Origin of the sequence: Litorimonas sp. WD9-15, from assembly GCF_050271975.1 — a bacterium.
Lineage (GTDB): Bacteria > Pseudomonadota > Alphaproteobacteria > Caulobacterales > Maricaulaceae > Litorimonas.
On the sequence record NZ_CP189850.1, the window covers coordinates 2,038,262 to 2,060,713 of the forward strand.

The following is a 22,452-nucleotide window of genomic DNA, read 5'->3' on the forward strand; positions in this document are numbered from 1 at the left end:
CAAAAATGCTATATCCGCGCTCATCAGATCACGACGGCCCTGATTTTGTAAATTTAGGCCTCGGGTTGAACGCGATGGGTGCGTTTGCGTCGGCACGCGGCGATACTGATGTCGCTTGGCAAGTCTTGCCGCCGCGACTTGCCTCACAAATGGCTTCAATCAAGACGCGCATTTTCTCATTCGTCAAAGTGTAGAAAACGACTTTGGATTGTCGGCGTGGAGAAATGATATTGGCTTCACGCAAATGCCCTAGCTCGCGCGAGAGGGTGGGCTGGCGAATGTCTAACTCTTCTTCAATATCACCAACGGACATTTCGCCGTCCAGCAGACGACAGACTATGAGGAGGCGGTTTGGATTGGCAAGTAGCTTAAGCTGCGCGGCAACATCAGGCGCTTTTTTAATCATGTCTTTCTGGAAGCTCATGATTGTGACTCGTCTGCTTCGCCTGTATCGTTGGCGACTTTTCGATAATACCAAGCTTTTTTGCCGGAATTATCCAGCGCGTCATTAAAAAGGCAGGGTGGATTATACAAAACGTCATCACCGGGCTGCCATTCTGCCGGAACCGCGACATCTTCTTTCGCTGACAGCTGAAGGCCTTTGAGCAGGCGCAATAACTCTTTGACGGAGCGGCCGACAGCGAGCGGGTAATGTGTGAGAGCCTTTAGCACGCCATCCGGGTCAATGACGAAAACGGAACGAACTGTAGCTGTGCTGGAGGATGTTTCGTGGATCATGCCGTAAGCTGTTGAAACAGCCATTGAGACATCTTCAATGACAGGGAATGTTACCTTCACGTCAAATTTTGTTTCAATGCTCTCAAGCCAGGCAATGTGAGAAAAAACACTATCTACAGACAGGCCAATAAGGCTGCAATTCAGAGCTTCAAAATCCGACATGGCGTTTTGAAAGGCGATAAACTCCGATGTGCAGACAGGTGTAAAATCGGCAGGGTGCGAAAACAGGATCACCCATTGGCCTCGATAATCTTCAAGAGCACGCGTGCCTAGCGTTGTCCGCGCAGTGAAAAGAGGCGCTGGTTCGTCGAGCTTTGGCCCTCTCTGTGCGGTTCCGTCATATCCGTCAAAAGGGGTGCTATTTTCAGGTAATGTCACACTGTTCTCCAACAACTAGAATCTACGGAACGGTCTATAAATTATAATAATATATAAAATCAACAATAGAATTAAGTAAATTGTATATTGACTCTGAGTTTCAGCGTTCTTAACTCAGGATAACAAACAGATTCATGAGGTTAAGAAAGGGCTTTGACATGAGCTTACGCATTGGCGACGTAGCGCCTGACTTCACAGTAGAAACAACGACCGGCAAAATTGATTTTCACAATTGGATCGGCGATGATTGGTGTTTCTTCTTCTCGCACCCCGCTGACTTCACTCCCGTTTGCACAACAGAAATGGGGCGCACGGCACAACTCGCCGGAGAATTTCAAGCGCGGAATACAAAGCCGCTCGGGCTTTCAACAGATGGCGTTAAAGAGCATTTGGCGTGGATTGAAGATGTCAACGACACTCAAAATACAACGCTAACCTTCCCAATTGTTGCAGATGCTGACAAAAAAATCGCGCAGCTTTTTGATATGATCCACCCCAATGAGAGTGACACAGCGGCTGTCCGGTCTGTCTTCATTATTGGGCCTGATAAGAAGATCAGATTGACCATGACTTACCCCATGAGCGTTGGTCGTAATTTTGATGAAATTTTGCGGGTGATTGATGCTTTGCAAGCCGGAGATAAAAACGGCATTGCGACTCCCGCAGATTGGAAGGTTGGAGATAAAGTCATCATCCCGCCATCTGTGTCAAATGAGGACGCGGCTGCGAAGTTTCCTCAAGGCTTTGACGAGATACGTCCCTACCTTCGCTATACAAGTATTGGCTAAACCCCCTTTAGCCAGACGTCCCCTGGCATCCCTCTCTCTGTCAGGGGATTTTTTAGGATACTGAAATGGAAAACTTCACACCCATATCTGCAGCTCTTGGCGGCGCAATGATTGGCCTGTCAGCTGTTTGGTTGATGGCGAGTGCCGGACGGATCGCAGGCATTAGTGGCATTTTGGGGGGTGCTCTCAAGGCTCCCAAGACTGATAAGTTGTGGCGATGGACTTTTTTGCTGGGCCTCGGTCTGGGGCCATTGCTGGTTGGGCTTTTTAAGCCTTCGACACTTCAGGTGAGCTTTCCAACAACTGGGCCTTTATTAATCGTTGCGGCTGTCCTTGTCGGTATAGGCACTCAACTCGGAAATGGATGCACGAGTGGTCACGGCGTTTGCGGTAATGCGCGTCTCTCTATTCGATCGCTCATCGCCACACTAACATTTATGGTCACAGGCGTTCTGACCGTTTTCATATTACGCCTCGCGGGAGGCTTGTAAGATGAAACTACCTCTATCCACCTTCATTTCAGGCCTACTTTTTGGCGGCGGCCTAACCGTGTCTCAAATGGTGAAACCTTCAAAAGTGATTTCATTCTTGGACATTACCGGGAATTGGGACCCAAGCCTCGCTTTTGTCATGGGCGGGGCCTTAGTGGTCACATTTATCGGCTATCGTCTGGTGTTAAAAGGCGAGACACCCCTCTTTGAAGACCGTTTTCGTTTGCCCACCCGCAAAGATATTGACGCTCCCTTAATTGCTGGGGCGGCGCTATTTGGCATTGGGTGGGGCTTAGCGGGCCTATGCCCAGGCCCAGCGCTTGCAAGTGTCAGCTTTGCTGGCACAAATGCCCTGATATTTACAGCCACGATGATTTTGACAATCATGGCTTACAGATTGATGCGGGCGAGATCGTGAAGCGAGTCTTACATTTAGGTCTGACTTTGTGCGCGGGCGTTTCAGCCGTGGCCTGCTCGCAACAAGGCCGCGCCCCTGAAGTTTTTCAAAGTGAAAGCGCCAGCCTTACCGAAATTCCTACAAACTCTGACACGCGGATCGTTTTAACTCTTACAGCGCAGCAGCGTCTTCATGTTTTAGAGGAGATGAATCGATTCCTCCTCTCAACGCAGGAAATCGTAGAGGGCCTATCGTCAGATCACCCGGAATTAGTTCAAAGTGCCCTTGCTGACAGCTTGGGTCGCAATCAAGGTCAAAGCTATAGTCAAGGTTTAATGAAAGGGGCTTTGCCCCCTGAATATAGACAGATGGGGTCGGCCATGAAACAGGAGTTCAAAAAAGTTGAAACACTCTCCAAGAGTGGAGCGGATAGCACTGAAATACTGGTGCAATTGAGCTCAACCCTCATGTATTGCCAGTCTTGCCACGGAACTTATCAAATTTAGCTCACAGAGGTCCCTTAATTCAAACGGAGAATAGAATGGACATCAATATCGGTATAGACACCACCTCAAGACAAGCTTCTGCTACCGCCTTGTCGAAACTGCTTGCGAGCACATATACGCTCTACTTAAAAACACATGGCTATCACTGGAATGTTGAAGGCCCTCATTTCCAACAATTACATATCCAGTTTATGGAGCAATATACGGAAATGTGGACGGCCGTTGATGAGCTTGCGGAGCGTATTCGAGCGTTGGGCCATTATGCACCCGCGTCTTACGCTGAAATGTCTAAATTGTCTGCTGTCACAGAAGAGACACAAAGGCCCGATTGGCAACAAATGGTGACAACATTAGCCGCTGGGCATGAACAGGTCGCAAAAATAGCGCGAGATGTCCTTCGTACAGCTGAAGAGGCCAATGATGACGCCACGGCGGATGTGGTTGCCCCTCGAATTACGCTCCATGAAAAAACGGCGTGGATGCTACGCGCGACTGCAGCTTAGAAAGGTCTTCTCATGCAAATTTCGAAAATCCTCATAGGCGCATTCGCGTTATCTGTGATCTCATCTTTCGCCTATGCCGATGATACTGCTTTTCACAACGGGACGGTGATTACAGATTTCGGCAAAATCGCGACCATCGACTCCGATATGTCGCTGCCAAAAAAATTGAAGTTAAAAGTGAGCTTTGACGTTGCTGCGGCAGGCCAGCCGGGAACTGCGAACCGGAAGTTCGATAGCCTCGCTCGTTTTATCAATATGCACGCTGATGCGGGCGTAGCCCTCAAGAATATGGATATTGCTTTGGTCGTACATGGCGGGGCATCAAAGGATTTAACGCGCAAAGACTATTACGCGGCGCAATATGCAGGCGCTGAGAATAAAAACGCGGAATTGATTAAGGCCCTCGTTGAGAATGGCGTCGAAATTTATCTCTGTGGGCAGTCCGCTGTTTATCACGACATTGATAAATCAGACCTGCTTCCGGGCGTTAAAATGGCATTGTCCGCCATGACCGCGCACGCTCTGCTTCAACAAGACGACTACACGTTAAACCCGTTTTGAGTGGGCCATTTTGAATATCAGACAACAACTCATTTGTGTGATGACTTTAGCCGTCGCGTAGAAAGGCTGTTCTCAAAGTAGCAGCCCTGCTCAGGTCTCGGTGCAGGCAACTGACAATTCCGCCCCTATATTGACGGTGATCACGGAGCAAGCGCCTGAAACGCAGCTTATAGCTTTGATTCTCTCTAAAGCCGCAGTTGATCAGGGAAGCCCTGTGCAAATCCTACTTTGCGATAAAGGGGGAGATTTGGCGTTAAAATCACCGCCGACTATATCACAACAACCTTTAGTGCCTAAAAACATTAGCCCTGCAGGTCTGCTCTCCAAATTTATTAATAGCGGCGTGAAAGTGGATGTCTGCGCTATTTATCTGCCGGATCGAGAGTTCGGAAAAGACGCGCTCATAGACGGTGTTGGCGTGGCAACGCCGCCGGAAATTGCCGGATATTTCACCCAAGCTGAGACGAAGGTTTTGTCGTTCTAAAAAATTAATTCAGTGAGGAATGCTTCTAGCTATGGATAATGAACAACAATCAAACTATTGGAATGGTACGGCGGGTCGGCTTTGGGTCACTTTCTCTGACCGCTTAGATGCCATGTTAAGCCCATTCGCAGGCCTCATCCTTGAGGCGTCAAATATTAAGCCTAATGAGACTGTTCTCGATATTGGCTGTGGCGGCGGGGCTTTATCTTTGCTCGCAGCACAAAGAGCTCAGTCCGTCCTCGGTGTAGACATTTCAAAACCATTGATTGGACTCGCGGGAAAGCGGGCAGTGGGACTCGCGCAAACGAATTTTCATTGTGAGGATGCCGCGGCGATTTCATTGGATGAAGAACGTGATGTTGTTATTTCACGGTTTGGCGTGATGTTCTTCTCTGACCCAGTCAGCGCTTTTGCGAATATTCGCAAGCAAGTAAAACCTGATGGCCGCATGGTGTTTGCCTGCTGGCAGTCCCCCATAAAAAACCTATGGGCGAATGCGCCGCTAGAAGCCGCGATGCCATTTTTTAAAGAACCGTCGCCGCCGCCGGTTCCTCATACGCCTGGGCAGTTTGCTTTTGCGGATTCTGAATATCTGACAGACACATTGATGGATGCAGGCTGGAAAACCGTAGAACTGACAGACTGGACAGGCAAAATAAGATTGCCGGGCGAAGATGTTGAACAGACGGCGGCTTTTATGATGGATATGGGTCCATTGTCCAAGATCATGAAAGACAAGGATTTAGACGAAAAACGCGTTCAATCGGCTTTAATCGAAAAACTGAGCGACGCTGCCAATGATGACGGGACTGTTGACATGCAAGCCTCAGTCTGGATCGTGAGAGCTGGCCTCGGATAGTTACGTCAGCTTTGTAAGTGTGACTTTCTCTCGCGACATCTGGATAAGTCCTGACTTTTCCAAAGCCTTGAATTTGCAACTGCCGAATAAGCGGCTTGTAGCACTTATGCGGGAAGATCAGTGAGTTTAAATAATTTCCCTAACTAAAATGGAATAAGGGTTAAAAGAATTGACCGGAATCTTAGTTACGTCGTCATTTGCATTACTCGCCACATCAGCACCAAACTGTAAAAACTCATTTGCATTCCTAACCTCTACTAAAGTTGCGGTGTAAGATAAGGGATAGTTTGGTTTGAAATTTTCACCCGATTTTTCATAGAAAAGGTTTGGTAAAACGGGCAGTTTTTTGAAACTCGTTGATGGGGAAGGTTGTTTAAAGAGGAATTCCCTAGAGTTACTGTCCGGCTCACTCTTGTCTTTCTCATTCTTCACTCCAAGAGGATGAAGATGAGCCAAAAGTTTCTCTTAGCTCAGACCTAAATCTGTGCCATAGGCGCTGACGTTAGACAGGTGCGCTCCACCCTTAACAAGTAGAGATGTCAGGGTGAGGGGCCTAGTTTCATCAGGATGGGGCGTGTTGTCCGATACCGAACAAGCGATTTAGAAGGCTTCCTAGAGAAAAGTGCGTCAAATTCTACTTCTGAATACTCAGAGTCGAAACTCTGGAAGCTGCACGATTTAAGCTATATGCCGACGACTTGCTATTATAGAGCTTGAAATAACAGTGATTTAAGCTGCTGTTGAAGCCGTTTTTTCATCACTTATTTTGGATGTGGAAATCAACAAAATTACGCCCCGTTCTTACTATATCGATTTTGCCCAATTTGACGTGCCTCGCCAATTCCGTGAAGTTGTTGATAGCATTGAGTGAAAACTGGTGCCGCGAGGGAGCGGCGTTACCTTCCTCTAATTGCAGTGATTACAATGACTTATCGGGTCTTGCAAGTGATTTGTGTGGCAATATGTACGGTCGATTGTGCAGCAAATTTTTATTTTTCTTCTTAGCGTTTTCACGAACTCAAAAAAAGTAGAGATGAGAGATAGATGAAAACTCATAGCAGGTTTGCTCAAGAGTTTAGCGACAATCCAGATTAGACAAAGAAAATCTCAGTATCCAGATAGTATCTGTGGAGATACTTTGCTTGGTAAACCAAGCTGCCATCACGAAAACCTTCGGGCAAATTTTTCTCGTTGATCCCAAACGCTGAGATGATGAGCTCAATAGATTTTTTGAGCTCGTGCTTTGTTCTGTCTGCTGGGGATTTTTCTGAAACCCAAGAGTATAAACTCTCAGAAAAATTAGCAGATCTCTGAAACGCTCTCGGTGTCTTCACTCCTATTTCTGAATACACAACTTTATGTGTATCGTTTTTAGAAAACGAGACCCAGTGGGTTTCCTTTAAATCGTCTGGGTTGCTCACGTCCGTAGGCAATATAATTTCGGACGGAAGAAAGAACGCAGAAGCATCGCTGAAAACAGATCTGTCTTTCACACAGTCTTGCAAAGCTTTGATGTCGGGAACCTGACTGGTGACATAAAACACTCTCTGGTTCGCTATGACCTCTTGGACTTGGAGGGTGAAATGTTGCAAATACTCCATGTGTTTGTGGAGGTGCATTCGATAAAATGGCCTCTGATTCAGCGTAAATTGGTGGTTGCCTGACTGGTTTGGCTTCAACTCTTTGGGGGTTCTGCCATTTTGTCCTTTGATTATTCCGGAACGCTTAAACTGAATATAGATTGGTGTCAGTCCATTGTTGAATACTACGTCAGCTCCAACTTTAATTTCCTGATGTACAGTGAGAAAATTCATAAAAATCCATGGATGCATGACAGGAGAGTTTCTCCAAAGGAACCATTGAAGTTCATTCAAAAACGCAAAACTAAAAGTAAGTTCAGAAAAATCAGGATAAGCCATAAAAGGCGTTAAGGCCTTCTCGTTCATGACAGCAAGTCTTACTGTAAGTAAGTTTGAGACGGCTTCCCGCCCCAACAAAACACTATTGCAAATAAGAAATGTGGAGGGCGAGATAAAGGAAGGTGTGCACACCTAGGTGCTAACCCCTTGTCGGCACATCGTTTTAGGTATGCACACACGCCATTTAGGTGTGCACACGGAGTCGCGATTTCCCTATATTTTATGAGGCTTTGCGGTGTGCATAACGCTATAAATACGATAATGGCTTGCGCTTCTTCTCAATTCTAGGTTTAACGCTTGAATGTATGTTTTAAACGAGTCTTCCAACACAATCAGCCCACTTGATCGCCGAACTTTTTCCAGTTTGAAGCTGAGCGAGCGGAATCATTTGCAAAAATGGATTCTCGATCATCCTGAAATGCTCGGAGAAGAGCTTTTAATCCTGCAGGAAGAGTTCGACGGTTGGGATGAAACAAGAGAGCGCTTGGATGTTCTGGCTTTGGATAAAAATGGCCGTCTCGTTATCATTGAGAACAAGTTGGATGACTCCGGCAAAGATGTTGTCTGGCAAGCTCAAAAATATGCGGCCTACTGCTCGTCATTGACGCGTCAGGACATACTCAAACTCTACAGGGATTATTTGGGGCCAGAGAATAACGGTAACGCAGAAGAGACCATGGCGGCCTTTTTGGAGGTCGAAGACCTCTCTGACATTGAAATAAGCGAAGGCTCAAGCCAGCGGATTATTTTAACGGCGGCTAAGTTTCGAAAGGAAGTCACTGCCACATGTCTCTGGCTCATAGATCACGGCATCGACATCCAATGCAAACGCATCACACCGTTCAGCTATGACGGCCGAGTTCTTCTAAATGTCGAGCAAGTCATCCCGCCGAAAGAGGCCGCAGAGTTCATGGTTCGGGTTGGTCGTAAAAAAGTAGAAGAACAACGCGAGCGCAAAGAAAATGTTGAGCGGCATAGGCGTCGTCTCAAATTCTGGGGGCAACTCCTCCAAACTTTGACGGGCAAAGCGGCAGAGCTCTATGCCAATCGAAGTCCTGGGCGTGATCATTGGTTGTCAGGCTCAACGGGTCATTCTGGCGTGAACCATAATTTCCATTTTCTCAAAGACCGTATTCGCTATGAACTCTACATTGGTAATTCAGATCACGACTATAACAAGCGCATCTTCGATGGTCTGTTTCAACACAAAGAGAAGTTAGAAGCGGCCTTTGGCAATGAATTGGATTGGCGACGTCTGGACGATAAAAAGTCGTCCCGTATTTTCGCCGAGAAGCTTATTGAGACCTATGACGAAGAGAATTGGCCGGAAGCGTTCGAATGGCTGAACGCAACGACAAACAAAGGCATTGAGATTTTCCAGCCAGAACTGGATCGCCTGAAACTATAGCGGACCAACTAAAATCGCCTACCCGTTAAACGAACGGTTGCAATCATCTCCCGTCTTTTGTCTACGTGTAACCAAGGAGAGTTTCATGGTTACTGGAGATTTTAAGGCGCAGGTTGATAGCCTTTGGCAAGCCTTTTGGAGCGGCGGCGTCTCAAACCCGCTCTCCGTCATTGAACAGATCACTTATCTGCTTTTCATTCGTCGTTTGGATCAAATTCAAACCCGTGAGGAGGCAAAGGCCCAGACGTTGGGCACAACGTCTAAACGCATTATCTTTCCCGAGGGCAACTACGTCGAGGATGCGACCGACCCCGACGATCCACAAAAAAAAATCACGGTGTCCTATCAAGACCTGCGCTGGAAATTCTTGCGCGATATGGCGTCCGAAGATGCCTTCAAAATCATGGACAACTTCGTCTTTCCGTTCCTCCAAATAATGGCGAGCGAGGGCAGCAGCCATAACAAACATATGAAAGATGCGCGCTTTGGAATTCCGACGCCGCAACTCCTCGTCAAGGCCATGGATATTATCGATGAGCTACCGTTGGAATCACGAGACGCCAAAGGGGACATCTACGAATATATGCTCGGCAAGATCGCGAGTGCCGGGCAGAACGGACAATTCCGAACCCCACGCCATATCATCGAGCTCATGGTCGCCCTGACCGCGCCAAAGCCGTCAGATGTTATCGTGGACCCTGCCTCCGGGACATGCGGCTTTCTGGTCGCGGCGAGTGAATATGTTGTCGAAAACCATCCGGAAGTCATGATCGATGATAAGCTTCGCACGCACTTCCAAAGCGATATGTTCAACGGATTTGATTTCGACAATACGATGCTCCGCATTGGGTCGATGAACATGATGCTGCATGGCGTGGAGAACGCCAATATCGCCTATCGTGACAGCCTCGCGGAAGAGACAGATAAAGACGAAGGCAAGTACTCCCTCATTCTCGCCAATCCGCCATTCGCAGGGAGCTTGGATTATGAAAGCTGTTCCAAAGACCTGCAAAGGGTCGTCAAAACGAAAAAGACTGAACTTCTCTTTATCGCGCTCTTCTTACGCCTCCTGAAAGTTGGCGGACGCGCAGCGGTGATTGTGCCGGATGGCGTCATGTTCGGCTCATCCAAAGCGCATAAGGAATTGCGAAAGTTGATTGTGGAAGAGCACAAGCTCGACGCTGTGATCAAAATGCCGTCGGGCGTTTTCAAACCCTATGCGGGAGTCTCTACAGCCATCTTACTCTTTACACGGACGGACACGAAGGAGGGCGATCCTTGCGCCACGGAAAATGTCTGGTTCTATGACATGCAAGCGGATGGATTATCGCTGGATGATAAGCGGCAACTCTTGGTCCCCGCAGAGCAGCAAGGCGTCACGCCGAGCGAGGCTTTGTCAGCTGATGATCACGCCAAAAATAACCTGCCCGATATTTTGGCGCGGTGGGGGCAGCGGGACGGCGCAGAGCTAAAACGCGCCCGTACAGAGCAAAGCTTTTGCGTCTCCAAAGACGATATTGCGACGGCGGGATATGACCTCTCGCTAAACCGCTATAAAGAAATTGTCTATGAAGAAATCGACTATCCCGCCCCGAAAGAAATTATCGCGGAGCTGCGCGAGATTGAAAACGATATTGCCAAAGGCTTAACGGCGCTTGAGGAGATGTTGGGGTGAATTGGGACAGTATTCCATTAACTGATGCATTCTGGTTTCAAGAAGGCCCTGGCGTACGCAAATGGCAATTCAAGTCAGAAGGGGTGAAGCTACTGAACGTAGGCAACATAACTGTCGATGGGCAAATTGACCTCGATGCGACCGACCGTCATCTTTCAAATGAAGAAGCAAACGGAAAGTACTCTCATTTTTTGGTCAATACAGGTGACCTTGTTATTGCTAGTTCAGGGATTTCTTTCGACAAAGACGGATTTTTGCGAACAAAGATTGCCTTCATCGAAAGTCATCATCTACCTCTTTGCATGAACACCAGCACCATTAGATTTAAAGCCAATCAAAATATTGGTGACTTGAGTTACTTGAAGCACTGGCTTCAATCTTTCGAGTTTAGAGCACAAGTGAGTAAGTTTGTAACAGGCTCTGCTCAATTAAACTTTGGCCCCAGTCATCTTAAAAAAATGACCATAAAACTCCCACCGCTCCCAGAGCAAAAGCGGATTGCAGCGATTTTGGATCAGGCGGATGCGCTCCGCCGCCAAAGACAACGCGCCCTCGACCACCTAAACCAACTCGGCCAATCCATTTTTTATGAGATGTTTTTGGATGGCGGAAACTATGAAAAAAAAGATCTAATTGATTGTGTTGATAGAATTCAAATCGGTCCTTTTGGATCGTTGCTCCATCAGGCTGACTATATTGAAAACGGGATCCCACTTGTTAATCCTAAACATATCAACGGAGGTAAAATAGAGCCGCAAACCAAAGTGTCGATAACTGAAAAGAAGTATGAAGAGCTTGAGCGCTATCACATGCGAACGGGAGATGTAGTCATGGCCCGTAGAGGAGAAATGGGTAGGTGCGCTGTAGTCGACGCTGAAGCAAATGGATACCTTTGCGGAACAGGATCGTTATTTATCCGCTCAAACTTGGATTTAATCAGGCCGTTTTTTTTGCAAAGATTCCTCAGTTCTCCAAGAACAATTCAAATCCTTGAAAATGAGGCGTCAGGGGTGACTATGCTAAACTTGAACGCAAAAGCACTGAAGGCGTTGCCGATACCGACACCACCCATATCAAAACAGATAGAATTTGAAGAAAAGGTATCTGAGCGGTCAGTTCTCACGAAGAGTATGGAGCTAAACCATCAAAAATTAGAAGACCTTTTTGCCTCCCTGCAACAACGCGCCTTTCGCGGTGAGTTATGAGCGGGCCGGCAACCCATACTCTCACATTACCCGGAGCCATGCTCGCGCGCGGATTTTGGCTTTATGTCTGGCAGATTGACACACCCAAGGGTGAATATCTGTATGTCGAGCGAACGGGCGATAGTTCCAGCCCGCGTGCGAACCCGCCCTTCACCCGTATGAGCCAGCATTTAGGCCGAAAGAAAAAATCAAACGCATTAAAGCGGAACCTTTTGAAGAAAGCCGGTGTAGATGCGGAAGACTGTGAGCTTTTTGACCTTATCATGCATGGCCCGATATTTGACGAGATACCTCACATTGGTACACGCGACGAACGCATGGAGAAACACAAACCCCTACGCGACATCGTTGCGGCGATGGAAAAACAGCTGGAGCGTGATCTTCGTGAGGCCGGCTATAATGTGTTGAACGTCGTACATTCTCGCAAACCACTAGATGTTGCAATCTGGAAACCTGTGCGCCAAGCCTTTGCTGAACAATTTGAACGTTTGGGGAATTCTTGATGGAAATCCGTGCAGTCATCAATTCCATCGGAAAAGAGCCTATCTTTTTTGAAAGTAAGATGGATACGGATTGGGTCAATGCGTTTAATCGGACGCTAGGCGAGCATACTATTAAATGGGCTGAAGACATCACCATGCCCAATGTTAGCAAGTCAGGGTTTGAGACGTTTTACCATTTAGCCGGTCGGGAGCATGATGCGCTGAACGTTGCGCCACTAAATTGGGGTTTCTCTCTGAAAGAGCCTCAGACGACGGGCGCATTGGTGAAATTCATGTCCCACTCAACTCCTAATGTCCGGTTTAGCCGTGTCGGTAGTTTCTTGAGGGCACTGCATTACGATAGTGAGAGGCCTGAAGAACATGAAAAGATCTCTATCTTTAGCGAATATCCCACAGGTGACGGACGTATCGATATTCTGATTGCTTGGGGTAAGAGCGCTCGGGAAGCAAAATTCAGACATGCCTTTATCGTTGAGGTCAAACAGGGCGCCGTTTTAAGCCCTGAGCAACTCAAAAAATATGAGGATGCTGCCCCAGCAATCGCAGACACGTTTCAATTTGCATTTCTTTTTAAATCGTTCTGCACAGACGACATGAAACAAGTTTGTGCTTCTGATCAGGACTGGGTTTGCTCGCAATGGTGGGCCTTTTTACGGCGAATGGAAGGCGGTCTTCAAGATGAAACAGATGACTTCGAGTTTCGTCAATTCCGATCAACCCTTTGGGAGCAACTTGCATGAGCCAATCATTTGATATCAGCGAGGAGTTAGCGGCTTATTTCAATAAATTAGACACGCGTCGTGCGGTCAATCATATGCTCTCGAGCGACAAAGGGTCCGATTGGATTGACTTATCAATTGAAGAATTCAAAGCTCTTCCAAATTCTTTCAATGGGTATGATCAATATGCGTCAGCATGGCATTACTCAAAGAAGGTTCAGAAAGATTACTTTGACTTTATGGGGGCGGTTTGGAGCACAGCTTGGACCAAGTTAGTCTCAAATTTTTCTCATAATATTAAACAACCCACAAATTTTAAGACTGTCGAGGGCGTATGGGATGATGGTTGGTATCGGTCATTCGATCTTCAAAAGCCAGACCCGTACCATGCCTTATGGCTTTACTGCGAGAAACTCGGGGAAGATCAAAAAGACCACGCGATAAGGTTGAGTCTTTCGTTAGGTACAGGTGATGATTATTCTATGCAAAATCTCAACAACCCTCCTGAAAATTGGCCGAAAGAGGATGAGAGTGGAGATAGTTATTTTCGCAGCGATATAAATTTTAGCGTTGCAGGAACACAAGTGAAGATTTCCGACTTAGATCCTCTTCGGAAAGAGATTGAGAGCTATCTCCGCAAAGAGGTCTTTAAAGCTTGAGCCAATTTAATTTCATAAAGGCCGAATGGCCAAGCATTTACGTGCAGACCGTAAAAGCGGAAAACTATGCGTATGGCGATCCTCGTGCTGCCTGCGTCATGGCGCGGCTGGCGCTCGAAATGATGGTGACGTGGGTCTATGATAATGACGGAAAGGTTCGCCGCCCCTACGATACAAATCTCGCTGCGTTGATCGGGGAGCCGTCCTTCAAACGCCTTGCGGGGCATGTCGCGCAAAAAGCTTATTTGATTAAAAACAACGGCAATAAAGCCGCACATGGAACGGGCCGTGTTGCCGAGGCCAAGGCGATTGCCTCGGTCAGAGAGCTCCATCATTTCGCCTATTGGTTTGCGCGTAATTACTCTCGGTCCGGTCCGCCCGCCAATGTGCAATTCTCCGAACAGAACCTCCCGCGCCTGACATCCGTCACACCGCAAAAACTGGCCGTGCTACAACAGGCGGCTGGGAAATGGGAAGAAAGCTATAAGGCGCGGTTGAAGGCCGAAGAGAAAGCCATTCAGAGCGAGGCTGATGCCAAAGCCAAAGATGAAGAAATTGCCAAGCTGCATGCGCAGATTGCGGCAATTAAAGCAGCCAATACCAAAACGCCCGACACGCATGACTTTAATGAGGCGAAGACACGGACTGACCTCATCGACCTTATGCTGGAAGAAGCAGGCTGGGACCTGACCGATGCGCGCGACCGCGAATTTGAAGTGGCGGGTATGCCGTCGGACTCCGGTGTTGGCTTTGTCGATTATGTTCTCTGGGGGCAGGACGGCAAGCCGTTAGCGCTGGTCGAGGCCAAGCGGACCAAGGTCAATCCGTTGACGGGCAAGCGCCAAGCCGAGCTTTATGCCAATTGCCTTGAGGCGCAATTCGGACAGCGTCCATTGATATTCTACACGAATGGGTTTGAGCATTGGTTCTGGGACGACACAAATTACCCCGCGCGGAAGATTTCTGGCTTTCTCAAACATGATGAGATGCAGACGATCATCCAGCGTCGGCAAACTCAGAAGCCACTGGAAGGCATTGCGGTCAATCCTGACATCTCTGATCGGTATTATGCAGAACGCGCCATACGTCGCGTCTGTGAGAGTTTTGAGCATGACAAGCAACGTAACGCTTTGCTTGTTATGGCGACAGGGTCAGGCAAGACCCGCATGGCGATTGCGCTCTCCGATGTGTTGATGCGCGGCGGTTGGGTCAAACGTGTCTTGTTTTTGGCGGATCGTACATCCCTAGTTAAGCAAGCGGCGGATGCGTTCAAAGAACATTTGCCGTCTTCCTCGCCCGTCAACTTGTTAAAAAACCCAGATGGGATAGGTCGCGTTTATCTGTCCACCTATCAAACCATGATGGGGTTGATCGACGACGCGAAAGACAAAGACGGCAAGGCCAAGATATTTGGCGCGGGGCATTTTGACCTCATCGTCGTCGATGAAGCCCATCGTTCGCTTTATAAAAAATTCGGCGCGATATTTGAATATTTCGACAGCTTGCTCTTGGGGCTGACGGCGACGCCAAAAGAAGAAATCGACAAAGATACTTACCGCGTCTTCGAGCTTGAGAAGGGTGTTCCAACGGACGCCTATGACTTGGAAACTGCGGTCATAGATGGTCATTTGGTGCCGCCCAAAGCCATTTCCGTCCCGTTAGGTTTCCCGACTCAAGGCGTTCGATATGACGATCTTTCCGAGGAAGAGAAAGAAGAATGGGACGAAAAAGAATGGGGTGATGATGGTCCGCCACCAGATGAAATCAGCGCGGCTGATGTGAACAAGTGGCTCTTTAATGAGCCTACTGTTGATCTAGCCTTAAAGCATCTCATGACCGAAGGTATCCGAGTCAATGACGGTGAGGATATCGGCAAAACGATCATCTTTGCTAAAAACAGCGCACATGCGAATTTCATCAAAGAACGCTATGATTTTCATTATCCCCATAAACATAGCGAAGCGGAGGTCATTGAGCACAAGGTTAGATATGCGCAATCGCTGATTGATGATCTTAAGGTCCCTACGAAAAATCCGCGCATCGCGATTTCTGTCGATATGCTCGACACGGGAATCGATGTGCCTGATGTCGTCAATCTCGTGTTCTTCAAAGTTGTGAGGTCTAAGACCAAGTTCTGGCAGATGATTGGGCGAGGCACACGTAAGCGACCCGACCTCTTTGGGCCCGGCAAAGATAAAACGCATTTCATCGTTTTTGATCATTGCCAAAATTTCGAATTCTTCAATGAAAACCCAGAGGTCATCGATAGCACGCCAGCACGGTCATTGAGCCAATCCCTCTTCTTGGCGCGGCTGGATGTCATTGCGCATTTTGAAAACAATAAAGCGAGTGAAGTGCATGGCGGCGCTCAGGAACCTTTCGAAGGTCCTAAACCCGCCAAGGACGACGCGAAAATCAGTTTGCAATCTGATCTGTCGGACAGACTTTATACACAGGTGACAGAAATGCCGCTGGAGAATTTCATCGTCCGGCCTCAGCGCCAACACATTGAGAAATTTTCTAAACGCTCTGCGTGGAAGCGCCTGACGCTAGATGATCAGCATATCTTGCGCGAGAAACTATCCGATCTTCCTACACAGCACAGCGACGGTGATATTGACGCAAAGCGCTTTGACCTTTTGATCCTACGAGCCCAGCTGGCGTTGTTAAAAGACAGTGTTGCCATTGAGACCTATCGCCACAAGATCACTAAGATCGTGTCGGCGCTGGAAGGTGTAGATGTTCCCATGGTCAAGAAAGAGTTGGCTCTAATCCTAGAGATGCAAACGGACCCGTATTGGGAAGATATAACACCAGAAATTTTGGAAGTCGCTCGGCGGAAGCTCCGCTCACTTGCGAGGTTAGTCGATAAGGTTGCGAAGAAGCGGGTTTATTCCGATTTCGAAGATGTGATGGGCGAAGCGGCAGAGATCGAAATTCTTCAAACTGAGCTAGGTTTTGACAAAGAACGCTTCACCGCCAAGGCGCGGCATTTCCTACTGGCTCACAAAGATCATATCGCAGTCAATAAAATCCACACTCAAGCCGCTTTGACGCCGACTGATATCGAGCAGCTAGAGGGTCTATTGATCGAGCAACGCCTGTATGACCCTGATGCTGCGACATTGATCGATGGAGCTGGAGGTCTAGAGGCTTTCGTCCGTAGCCTCATCGGTCTTGATCGGAGCGCCGTGAGGAAGGTGTTTGCTGAGTTCATCCGAGAGTCGAACTTCAACGCAAACCAAATTGAGTTTGTTGATCTGATTATCGATGCCCTGTCCAAGAATGGCCGGATTGATCCCGCGAGATTATACGAGCAACCCTTCACACGTTTGAACGATCAAGGTTTGAGCGGAATGTTTGACGATGGAGCTGCAAAAGAAATTGTTCGCATTCTTGCCACTCTCAACCGCTCAGCAGCCGCTTAGCTGAATATTGTCAGAAGGCCCTATTAGTTGGGTTTCTCCAATAACATTTCCATACCCAATAATACCATAAACACCCAATTAGAGAATTGAGGTTTTAAAAGGCTGGTTGAGGCTAGTAGTTTAGTGTGCACACCTATTCCTTATAAAGTTCAACAGGTTAGCGGAAAACGGGTGCACACCACGATTTGCAAAGTGCATACCTAAAACGATGTGCAGACAAGGGGTTAGCCCCTAGGTGTGCACACCTCCTTTTATCTTGCCCTCCACACCTTCCTCTATTTCGGTCCTTAAATCACGTTCTGTCGGTTCGGTGTGTGCGGTCCAACGGCCCTGCTGTAGCCGCCCCATAACGAGCGGAGGTAGGGGCGTTGGACTCGCCGCAGCGCGGCGAAATTAGGCTCATAGACCTAGTGTTTGAGCTCGGGAGAAGGGTCATCAACGACGTTCCAGGGTGAAGATCCTACAGCGTCTTCGCCAGACAGGCAGGTCATTCGCTTTACGCTTTCGCTGCGAATGCCCTATGGCTAGGCGGTGAACGGATAGCCCTCTAACAGCTCCGATTTGACGGGGTGAACGATTTTTAGAAGCTCTTGCCGGCGGTATTCGAGTGAGCCTCCATCGCCATATTCAGGACGGTCGCTTTTGTGCCCCATGAGGGTGCAACGCAGCCCATAGTCCAATCCGCCCTCCAGCATACGCTTCTCAAAACTATGTCGAAGGCTGTAAACTCTATGGTGTTTTGAGGGTAGAAGGTTGCGAGATTTGAAGGCTTTTAAGAGCGCTTGAGAAAGCAGATATCCTCGGTCGCGATAGTGCGGAAAGCCGTCCGGGGCTCGCTTCATAGCCTCTAATGCTATGCCGACGAGCGGTATATCTCGCTCAGACGAGCTGGATTTGAGCTCTCTATCAGAGGTTGGTCGTATCCTTAGATGCGGAATTTCATCGCGTAATCGAATGTTTTTCGGTTCGATGTTTGTTAGCTCACTAAGACGGCAACCCGTCTCTATTAGGACCATCAACAGCAAGGCGGCCTCTCGGTTTAGGCCTCGGAAAAGGTCTGGTTTAAGTATCTCATTCTGCACCCAATCGTTTGAGAACGGCTTCACCTTTTTCAGAATTTTGGGTGAAAACCTTAGGTTCCTGAATGGGTTTTGCCGTTCTTCTTCGCCTGTGTGTTCGAAGTATCGGCGGTATAGCTTTCGCAAGAACCCAAGGTCTTTATTGCCACTGCTACCGCTCATAGGCTTGCTACCATCTGTCGGATGGATACGATCTGCCCAGAATTTCCGTAGAGCTTGCGCATGGTCACGCGTTATCTCTCGCATTGCTAGGTCACCGTTGATTTTCACAAAGTTCGCAACGGCGCGGCGCTTCACCTTGATGTAGGCATCCAGCTGCTCTGGTGATTTGCCTGACTGTTCATCAAGCGCGATTTCCGACAGATATATTTGAAGTGCTTGCGTTATCGGGACTGGCGAAGCGTCCACGAGGCCGAGAAGTGCATCCGCATCTCTCCCCATTTTGGGCGTTTTGGTCAACGGACCCATCGCATCAATGCGCTCAATAACGTCCTCCAGAGTGGCGCGTTGGGCCAAGTCTTTCGCAGGGACGTATGCGTAACCGAATGGCTGCGCGTGTTGATGAAGGTCCTTTAAAATAGCGTTGGGGTGTAAGTTTTCGATGGCATTGGGGGCGATTTGGTGCCAGCGCTGATCATCTGCTGCTGCGCAAATGTCGCGACGTTGCCGCGCTACTTTGCGGCTGTCTGTGTCTAATGACCGATGGATGACGGCACGGTCTTCAACATACTGGACGGCTTTGTGGACCCTTCGGACGTAATGCCAGATGTCCTGACTCAGGCGCAAATATTGATCTGGACGCTTAATCGACTTCATGTTGCCATCTCCTGTCTGCCGAAATGTACGGCAAAATGTGTGGCAAATCGCTTAGTCAATAGAAGGTGGCTTAAGGGTGGGCTAGGATTTCTTAAGTTTTACAATGACTTATGTGACTTGCTTGGAGTGAAAACTGGTGCCGCGAGGGAGAATTGAACTCCCGACCTCATCATTACCAATGATGCGCTCTACCACTGAGCTACCGCGGCCTCTGGAATGAAGGGCGCTATAGACGAGCATCTATGACTTGAAAAGCCTTTAGCGCGGCTTATTCTAATTCCATGTCGGAAAAAGGTCTCACCGGAAAAAAGTCACGCGAAGAGCGTTTGGCGGAACAGTTGCGCGCGAATTTGCGGCGTCGGAAACAGGCCGTGCGAAAGGCGAAATCCGATACGGTTAAGCCTTCGCCCGAAGACTGACACGCCGCCGCCTTGATTCAGACGGACTTGCCCCCTAACACCCGCGCAAATCACGGTTAAAAGCGGATCACATGGATAAGATAGTCATTGAGGGCGGGTTCCCGCTCAACGGGGAAATCAGGATTAGCGGGGCGAAAAACTCTGCGATTAAACTCATGGCCGTCTGCCTGCTGACGGATGAGCCCGTTACCCTGACCAATATGCCAAGATTGCGGGATACGCGGTCCATGGCAGGTCTGCTCCGTCATCTCGGTGTCGAGGTTGATGCGGGCGAGTCGGATGTGATGCGACTTCACGGACCAAAGTTGAGCAGCACGACGGCGCCCTATGATCTTGTGCGGAAAATGCGTGCGAGCTTTAACGTGTTAGGCCCCATTCTTGCCAGACATCACGCGGCGAAAGTGTCCCTACCGGGCGGCTGTGCCATCGGGGCGCGACCCGTTGATTTGCACCTGAAAGCTCTCGAGTCACTCGGCGCGAAAATTGAACTGGAAGAAGGCTACGTCATTGCTTCGGCCAAGGGCGGACTTGTCGGCGCGGAAATCACATTTCCCTTTGTGACCGTCGGAGCAACGGAACATGCCATGTTGGCGGCCGTCCTCGCCAAGGGCGAAACTGTCCTTTACAATGCCGCGCGCGAACCCGAAATCGTCGATCTTGCAAATTGTTTGAACGCGATGGGCGCGAAAATTTCGGGGGCAGGGCGGTCCGAGGTCCGGATTGAAGGCGTCAAATCCCTCTCGGGCGTCGAACATTCCGTCGTGCCTGACCGGATTGAAGCCGGAACCTATGCCTTAGCCGCCGCGACGGCTGGCGGTTCCGTGCGGCTTCGCAATATTCGCTCGGATCATCTCGGTGCGCTCTGGCCACTCATCGCGCAGGCGGGTGCGAAGGTCTCGCTGGACGAGACAACGGTTCTGATCGAACGTGGCGGCGGGCGGCCTAAGCCTGTCGACGTAGACACGATGGCCTATCCCGGTTTCCCGACGGACCTGCAGGCCCAATTCATGGCCTTCATGTGCCTCGCGGACGGTGTGTCCATTGTGCGAGAGAACATCTTCGAAAACCGCTTCATGCATTGTCCCGAACTCGCCCGGATGGGCGCGGACATTACCGTCACAGGGCGAGAGGCGATTGTGCGCGGCGTGAAAGAATTTCGCGGCGCACCCGTCATGGCGACGGATTTGCGCGCCTCTGCATGTTTAATCAATGCGGGGTTGGCAGCGCGGGGTGAGACGCATATCTCCCGTGTGTACCATCTCGACCGTGGGTTCGAGCAAATCGAAGTGAAGCTCGGCCAATGCGGCGCGAGGATATCAAGGCAGGCTGATGACTAAATTGCGTTTACTGGCGACCGAGACGTCCGATCTGGAAGTGATCGCGGGAGCTGTTCAGGACTCGATTTTCCAGATCGGTCAGACCCGCTATGACAGGAAGGGGCATAGTTTTACGCTGCGTCTCTCGCGTTACATGCGCGAAAAGCCTAAGCCGTATCGTATCGAAAGCGGCCTGCGGTTTGACGGCGTCATGAAAGTGCGGGCGCAGGGCGTTGATCTGTCGAAGGCGGATGCCTTTGCGGTCATATTGGGACTAACCTTCACCCCGACAGACGCGCCTGCAGGTTTGATTGAACTTACACTGGCAGGTGGTGGTATCATTCAAATTGATGCGGAAGCGCTAGACGTGACACTGGCAGATATCGGTGAACCCACACCGACAAAACGCATTCCAAAACACGATGACTGATCACTACATCGCCGAGCTCCATATTGACGAGGACAGCTTGCCTGTCACCTCAATTGAAATGCAACATGAGCGGCGTGTGGCTGTGTTTGATCTGCTGGAAGAAAACGAGTTCCGCCCGCTGGAAAGCGAGCACGGGCCCTATGTCCTGACCTTGAAAATGCAGGATGGGCGGCGGCTCTTATTTGAAGTGGAGCGCACAAATGGCTCTCCGCGCGGGACCTATACAATCTCGCTCGTGCCTTTCCGTCGCGTCATCAAAGATTATTTCATGATTTGCGAGAGCTATCACAATGCGATTCGAACGGCGACATCGGCGCAAATCGAGGCGATTGATATGGGGCGGCGCGGTTTGCATAATGAGGGTTCGCGCATGTTGTCCGACGCGCTGCGCAATCAGGTCGAACTCGGCTTCAACACATCGCGCAGGCTTTTCACCCTGATTTGCGCATTGCACAGGCGGACAATCCGATGAAAGTCCTCTTCGTCTGCCAACTCAATTCCGTGCGCTCTCCTATGGCGGAAGGCCTCTTGCGCAAACGCGCAGGGGACAAAATTGATGTGCAGAGCTGCGGCCTCTCACCGATTGATCCGAATGAATTCATGCTGGGCGTGATGCAAGAAGTCGGCATTGATATGTCGGAGCATGAGCCCCTTGGCCTCGCAGAAGTTCAGGATGAGGATTTCGACCGCGTCATCGCCTTTACCGAATCCGCCAAGGCGGGGGCGGAAACCGCGTTTGAGGGGAGTGACATACAGGTCGAACTCTGGGCTGTTCCCGACCCGGGTGAGGGCTCACTGGATGTCCGTGCGATGCTGAATAATTACCGCGCCATTCGAAGTAATATTGACGCCCGTATCGCGCGGGAATTTCGTTTGCCGCAATAAGTCCTTTAAACCGCACAAAAACCGCCTATATACCGCTCAACAGTAACGCCATCCGAAGGAAAAATTTTGGCTAAAGAAGAACTCTTGGAATTTGAAGGCGAAGTCGTTGAACTTCTGCCAAATGCAACATTCCGCGTAAAGCTCGTGAACGATCACGAGATCATTGCTCACACCGCTGGTCGTATGCGGAAAAACCGTATTCGCGTCCTCGCGGGTGATCGTGTCACGGTCGAGATGACACCTTATGATCTGACCAAGGGTCGGATTACCTATCGCTTCAAATAAC

26 protein-coding genes and 1 tRNA gene are annotated in these 22,452 nt (G+C 49.3%); 21 read left to right on the top strand and 6 right to left on the bottom strand.

Annotation, left to right across the window (positions count from 1 at the left end):
• Window positions 1–28 precede the first annotated feature (28 nt).
• Entirely contained in the window at window positions 29–424 is a 396-nt protein-coding gene (locus ACP9M6_RS09505) for an ArsR/SmtB family transcription factor (RefSeq protein WP_427450556.1), read from the bottom strand.
• Entirely contained in the window at window positions 421–1,116 is a 696-nt protein-coding gene (locus ACP9M6_RS09510; RefSeq protein WP_427450558.1) for a peroxiredoxin, read from the bottom strand. The genes ACP9M6_RS09505 and ACP9M6_RS09510 overlap by 4 nt, the downstream gene beginning before the upstream one ends.
• Before the next feature lie 158 nt (window positions 1,117–1,274).
• On the opposite strand from ACP9M6_RS09510, the gene ACP9M6_RS09515 reads away from it, so the two are divergent.
• From ACP9M6_RS09515 to ACP9M6_RS09550, 8 genes are all read left to right on the top strand, one after another.
• Window positions 1,275–1,904, top strand: a complete 630-nt coding sequence (locus ACP9M6_RS09515) for a peroxiredoxin (RefSeq protein WP_427450559.1) — start codon at window positions 1,275–1,277, stop codon at window positions 1,902–1,904.
• Window positions 1,905–1,969: 65 nt separating this feature from the next.
• Window positions 1,970–2,395, top strand: a complete 426-nt coding sequence (locus ACP9M6_RS09520) for a YeeE/YedE family protein (protein ID WP_427450561.1) — start codon at window positions 1,970–1,972, stop codon at window positions 2,393–2,395.
• 1 nt (window position 2,396) lies between these two features.
• Window positions 2,397–2,813 (top strand): DUF6691 family protein, encoded by a 417-nt coding sequence (locus tag ACP9M6_RS09525; protein WP_427450563.1) that lies wholly within the window; start codon window positions 2,397–2,399, stop codon window positions 2,811–2,813.
• Window positions 2,814–2,860: 47 nt separating this feature from the next.
• Entirely contained in the window at window positions 2,861–3,298 is a 438-nt protein-coding gene (locus ACP9M6_RS09530) for a hypothetical protein (RefSeq protein ID WP_427450565.1), read from the top strand.
• A 35-nt stretch (window positions 3,299–3,333) separates the two neighbouring features.
• Entirely contained in the window at window positions 3,334–3,801 is a 468-nt protein-coding gene (locus ACP9M6_RS09535) for a Dps family protein (RefSeq protein ID WP_427450567.1), read from the top strand.
• Window positions 3,802–3,813: 12 nt separating this feature from the next.
• Complete coding sequence (locus tag ACP9M6_RS09540; protein WP_427450569.1) at window positions 3,814–4,362, top strand: DsrE family protein; 549 nt, start codon at window positions 3,814–3,816, stop codon at window positions 4,360–4,362.
• 130 nt (window positions 4,363–4,492) lie between these two features.
• Window positions 4,493–4,846, top strand: a complete 354-nt coding sequence (locus ACP9M6_RS09545; RefSeq protein ID WP_427450571.1) for a hypothetical protein — start codon at window positions 4,493–4,495, stop codon at window positions 4,844–4,846.
• Window positions 4,847–4,877: 31 nt separating this feature from the next.
• A complete protein-coding gene (locus ACP9M6_RS09550; RefSeq protein WP_427450573.1) occupies window positions 4,878–5,705 on the top strand; it encodes a class I SAM-dependent methyltransferase in 828 nt (275 codons plus the stop codon).
• Window positions 5,706–5,831: 126 nt separating this feature from the next.
• Here ACP9M6_RS09550 and ACP9M6_RS09555 read toward each other — a convergent pair whose 3' ends face one another.
• Together ACP9M6_RS09555 and ACP9M6_RS09560 are read right to left on the bottom strand one after the other, a co-directional pair.
• On the bottom strand, window positions 5,832–6,161 hold the full coding sequence (locus ACP9M6_RS09555) for a hypothetical protein (RefSeq protein WP_427450574.1): 330 nt from the start codon (window positions 6,159–6,161) through the stop codon (window positions 5,832–5,834).
• Window positions 6,162–6,796: 635 nt separating this feature from the next.
• On the bottom strand, window positions 6,797–7,651 hold the full coding sequence (locus ACP9M6_RS09560) for a hypothetical protein (RefSeq protein WP_427450576.1): 855 nt from the start codon (window positions 7,649–7,651) through the stop codon (window positions 6,797–6,799).
• 361 nt (window positions 7,652–8,012) lie between these two features.
• Between ACP9M6_RS09560 and ACP9M6_RS09565 the strand changes: the two genes are divergently transcribed.
• From ACP9M6_RS09565 to ACP9M6_RS09595, 7 genes are all read left to right on the top strand, one after another.
• Window positions 8,013–9,032: a DUF4268 domain-containing protein gene (locus ACP9M6_RS09565; protein WP_427450578.1), complete on the top strand. Its 1,020-nt coding sequence runs from the start codon at window positions 8,013–8,015 to the stop codon at window positions 9,030–9,032.
• Window positions 9,033–9,117: 85 nt separating this feature from the next.
• Window positions 9,118–10,707, top strand: coding sequence for a type I restriction-modification system subunit M (locus tag ACP9M6_RS09570; RefSeq protein ID WP_427450580.1), 1,590 nt, complete (start codon window positions 9,118–9,120; stop codon window positions 10,705–10,707).
• A complete protein-coding gene (locus tag ACP9M6_RS09575) occupies window positions 10,704–11,912 on the top strand; it encodes a restriction endonuclease subunit S (RefSeq protein WP_427450582.1) in 1,209 nt (402 codons plus the stop codon). Before ACP9M6_RS09570 ends, ACP9M6_RS09575 begins: the two co-directional genes overlap by 4 nt.
• Complete coding sequence (locus ACP9M6_RS09580) at window positions 11,909–12,415, top strand: hypothetical protein (protein ID WP_427450583.1); 507 nt, start codon at window positions 11,909–11,911, stop codon at window positions 12,413–12,415. Before ACP9M6_RS09575 ends, ACP9M6_RS09580 begins: the two co-directional genes overlap by 4 nt.
• Complete coding sequence (locus tag ACP9M6_RS09585; protein ID WP_427450586.1) at window positions 12,415–13,155, top strand: hypothetical protein; 741 nt, start codon at window positions 12,415–12,417, stop codon at window positions 13,153–13,155. Before ACP9M6_RS09580 ends, ACP9M6_RS09585 begins: the two co-directional genes overlap by 1 nt.
• Window positions 13,152–13,793, top strand: coding sequence for a hypothetical protein (locus tag ACP9M6_RS09590; RefSeq protein WP_427450588.1), 642 nt, complete (start codon window positions 13,152–13,154; stop codon window positions 13,791–13,793). Before ACP9M6_RS09585 ends, ACP9M6_RS09590 begins: the two co-directional genes overlap by 4 nt.
• The gene (locus ACP9M6_RS09595; RefSeq protein ID WP_427450590.1) at window positions 13,790–17,221 is read left to right on the top strand and encodes a DEAD/DEAH box helicase family protein; all 3,432 of its coding nucleotides are present in this window, start codon (window positions 13,790–13,792) and stop codon (window positions 17,219–17,221) included. Before ACP9M6_RS09590 ends, ACP9M6_RS09595 begins: the two co-directional genes overlap by 4 nt.
• Before the next feature lie 524 nt (window positions 17,222–17,745).
• Here ACP9M6_RS09595 and ACP9M6_RS09600 read toward each other — a convergent pair.
• Window positions 17,746–19,116, bottom strand: coding sequence for a tyrosine-type recombinase/integrase (locus ACP9M6_RS09600; protein ID WP_427450592.1), 1,371 nt, complete (start codon window positions 19,114–19,116; stop codon window positions 17,746–17,748).
• Between the two features lie 134 nt (window positions 19,117–19,250).
• Window positions 19,251–19,325: transfer RNA gene (locus tag ACP9M6_RS09605), tRNA-Thr, on the bottom strand.
• Between the two features lie 72 nt (window positions 19,326–19,397).
• Here ACP9M6_RS09605 and ACP9M6_RS09610 point away from each other — a divergent pair.
• The 6 genes from ACP9M6_RS09610 to infA all read left to right on the top strand — a co-directional run bounded on the left by ACP9M6_RS09610 (window position 19,398) and on the right by infA (window position 22,451).
• Entirely contained in the window at window positions 19,398–19,535 is a 138-nt protein-coding gene (locus tag ACP9M6_RS09610; protein ID WP_427450594.1) for a hypothetical protein, read from the top strand.
• Window positions 19,536–19,606: 71 nt separating this feature from the next.
• Window positions 19,607–20,872 carry a UDP-N-acetylglucosamine 1-carboxyvinyltransferase gene (murA, locus tag ACP9M6_RS09615; RefSeq protein ID WP_427450595.1) on the top strand — a complete coding sequence of 422 codons (1,266 nt, stop codon included), beginning with the start codon at window positions 19,607–19,609 and terminating at the stop codon, window positions 20,870–20,872.
• Window positions 20,865–21,281, top strand: a complete 417-nt coding sequence (locus tag ACP9M6_RS09620) for a DUF2948 family protein (RefSeq protein ID WP_427450597.1) — start codon at window positions 20,865–20,867, stop codon at window positions 21,279–21,281. The genes murA and ACP9M6_RS09620 overlap by 8 nt, the downstream gene beginning before the upstream one ends.
• Window positions 21,274–21,753, top strand: coding sequence for a UPF0262 family protein (locus tag ACP9M6_RS09625; protein WP_427450599.1), 480 nt, complete (start codon window positions 21,274–21,276; stop codon window positions 21,751–21,753). The genes ACP9M6_RS09620 and ACP9M6_RS09625 overlap by 8 nt, the downstream gene beginning before the upstream one ends.
• A complete protein-coding gene (locus ACP9M6_RS09630) occupies window positions 21,750–22,166 on the top strand; it encodes a low molecular weight phosphatase family protein (RefSeq protein ID WP_427450602.1) in 417 nt (138 codons plus the stop codon). Before ACP9M6_RS09625 ends, ACP9M6_RS09630 begins: the two co-directional genes overlap by 4 nt.
• Before the next feature lie 66 nt (window positions 22,167–22,232).
• The gene (gene infA / locus ACP9M6_RS09635; RefSeq protein WP_189499413.1) at window positions 22,233–22,451 is read left to right on the top strand and encodes a translation initiation factor IF-1; all 219 of its coding nucleotides are present in this window, start codon (window positions 22,233–22,235) and stop codon (window positions 22,449–22,451) included.
• The last annotated feature ends 1 nt before the right edge of the window (window position 22,452 follow it).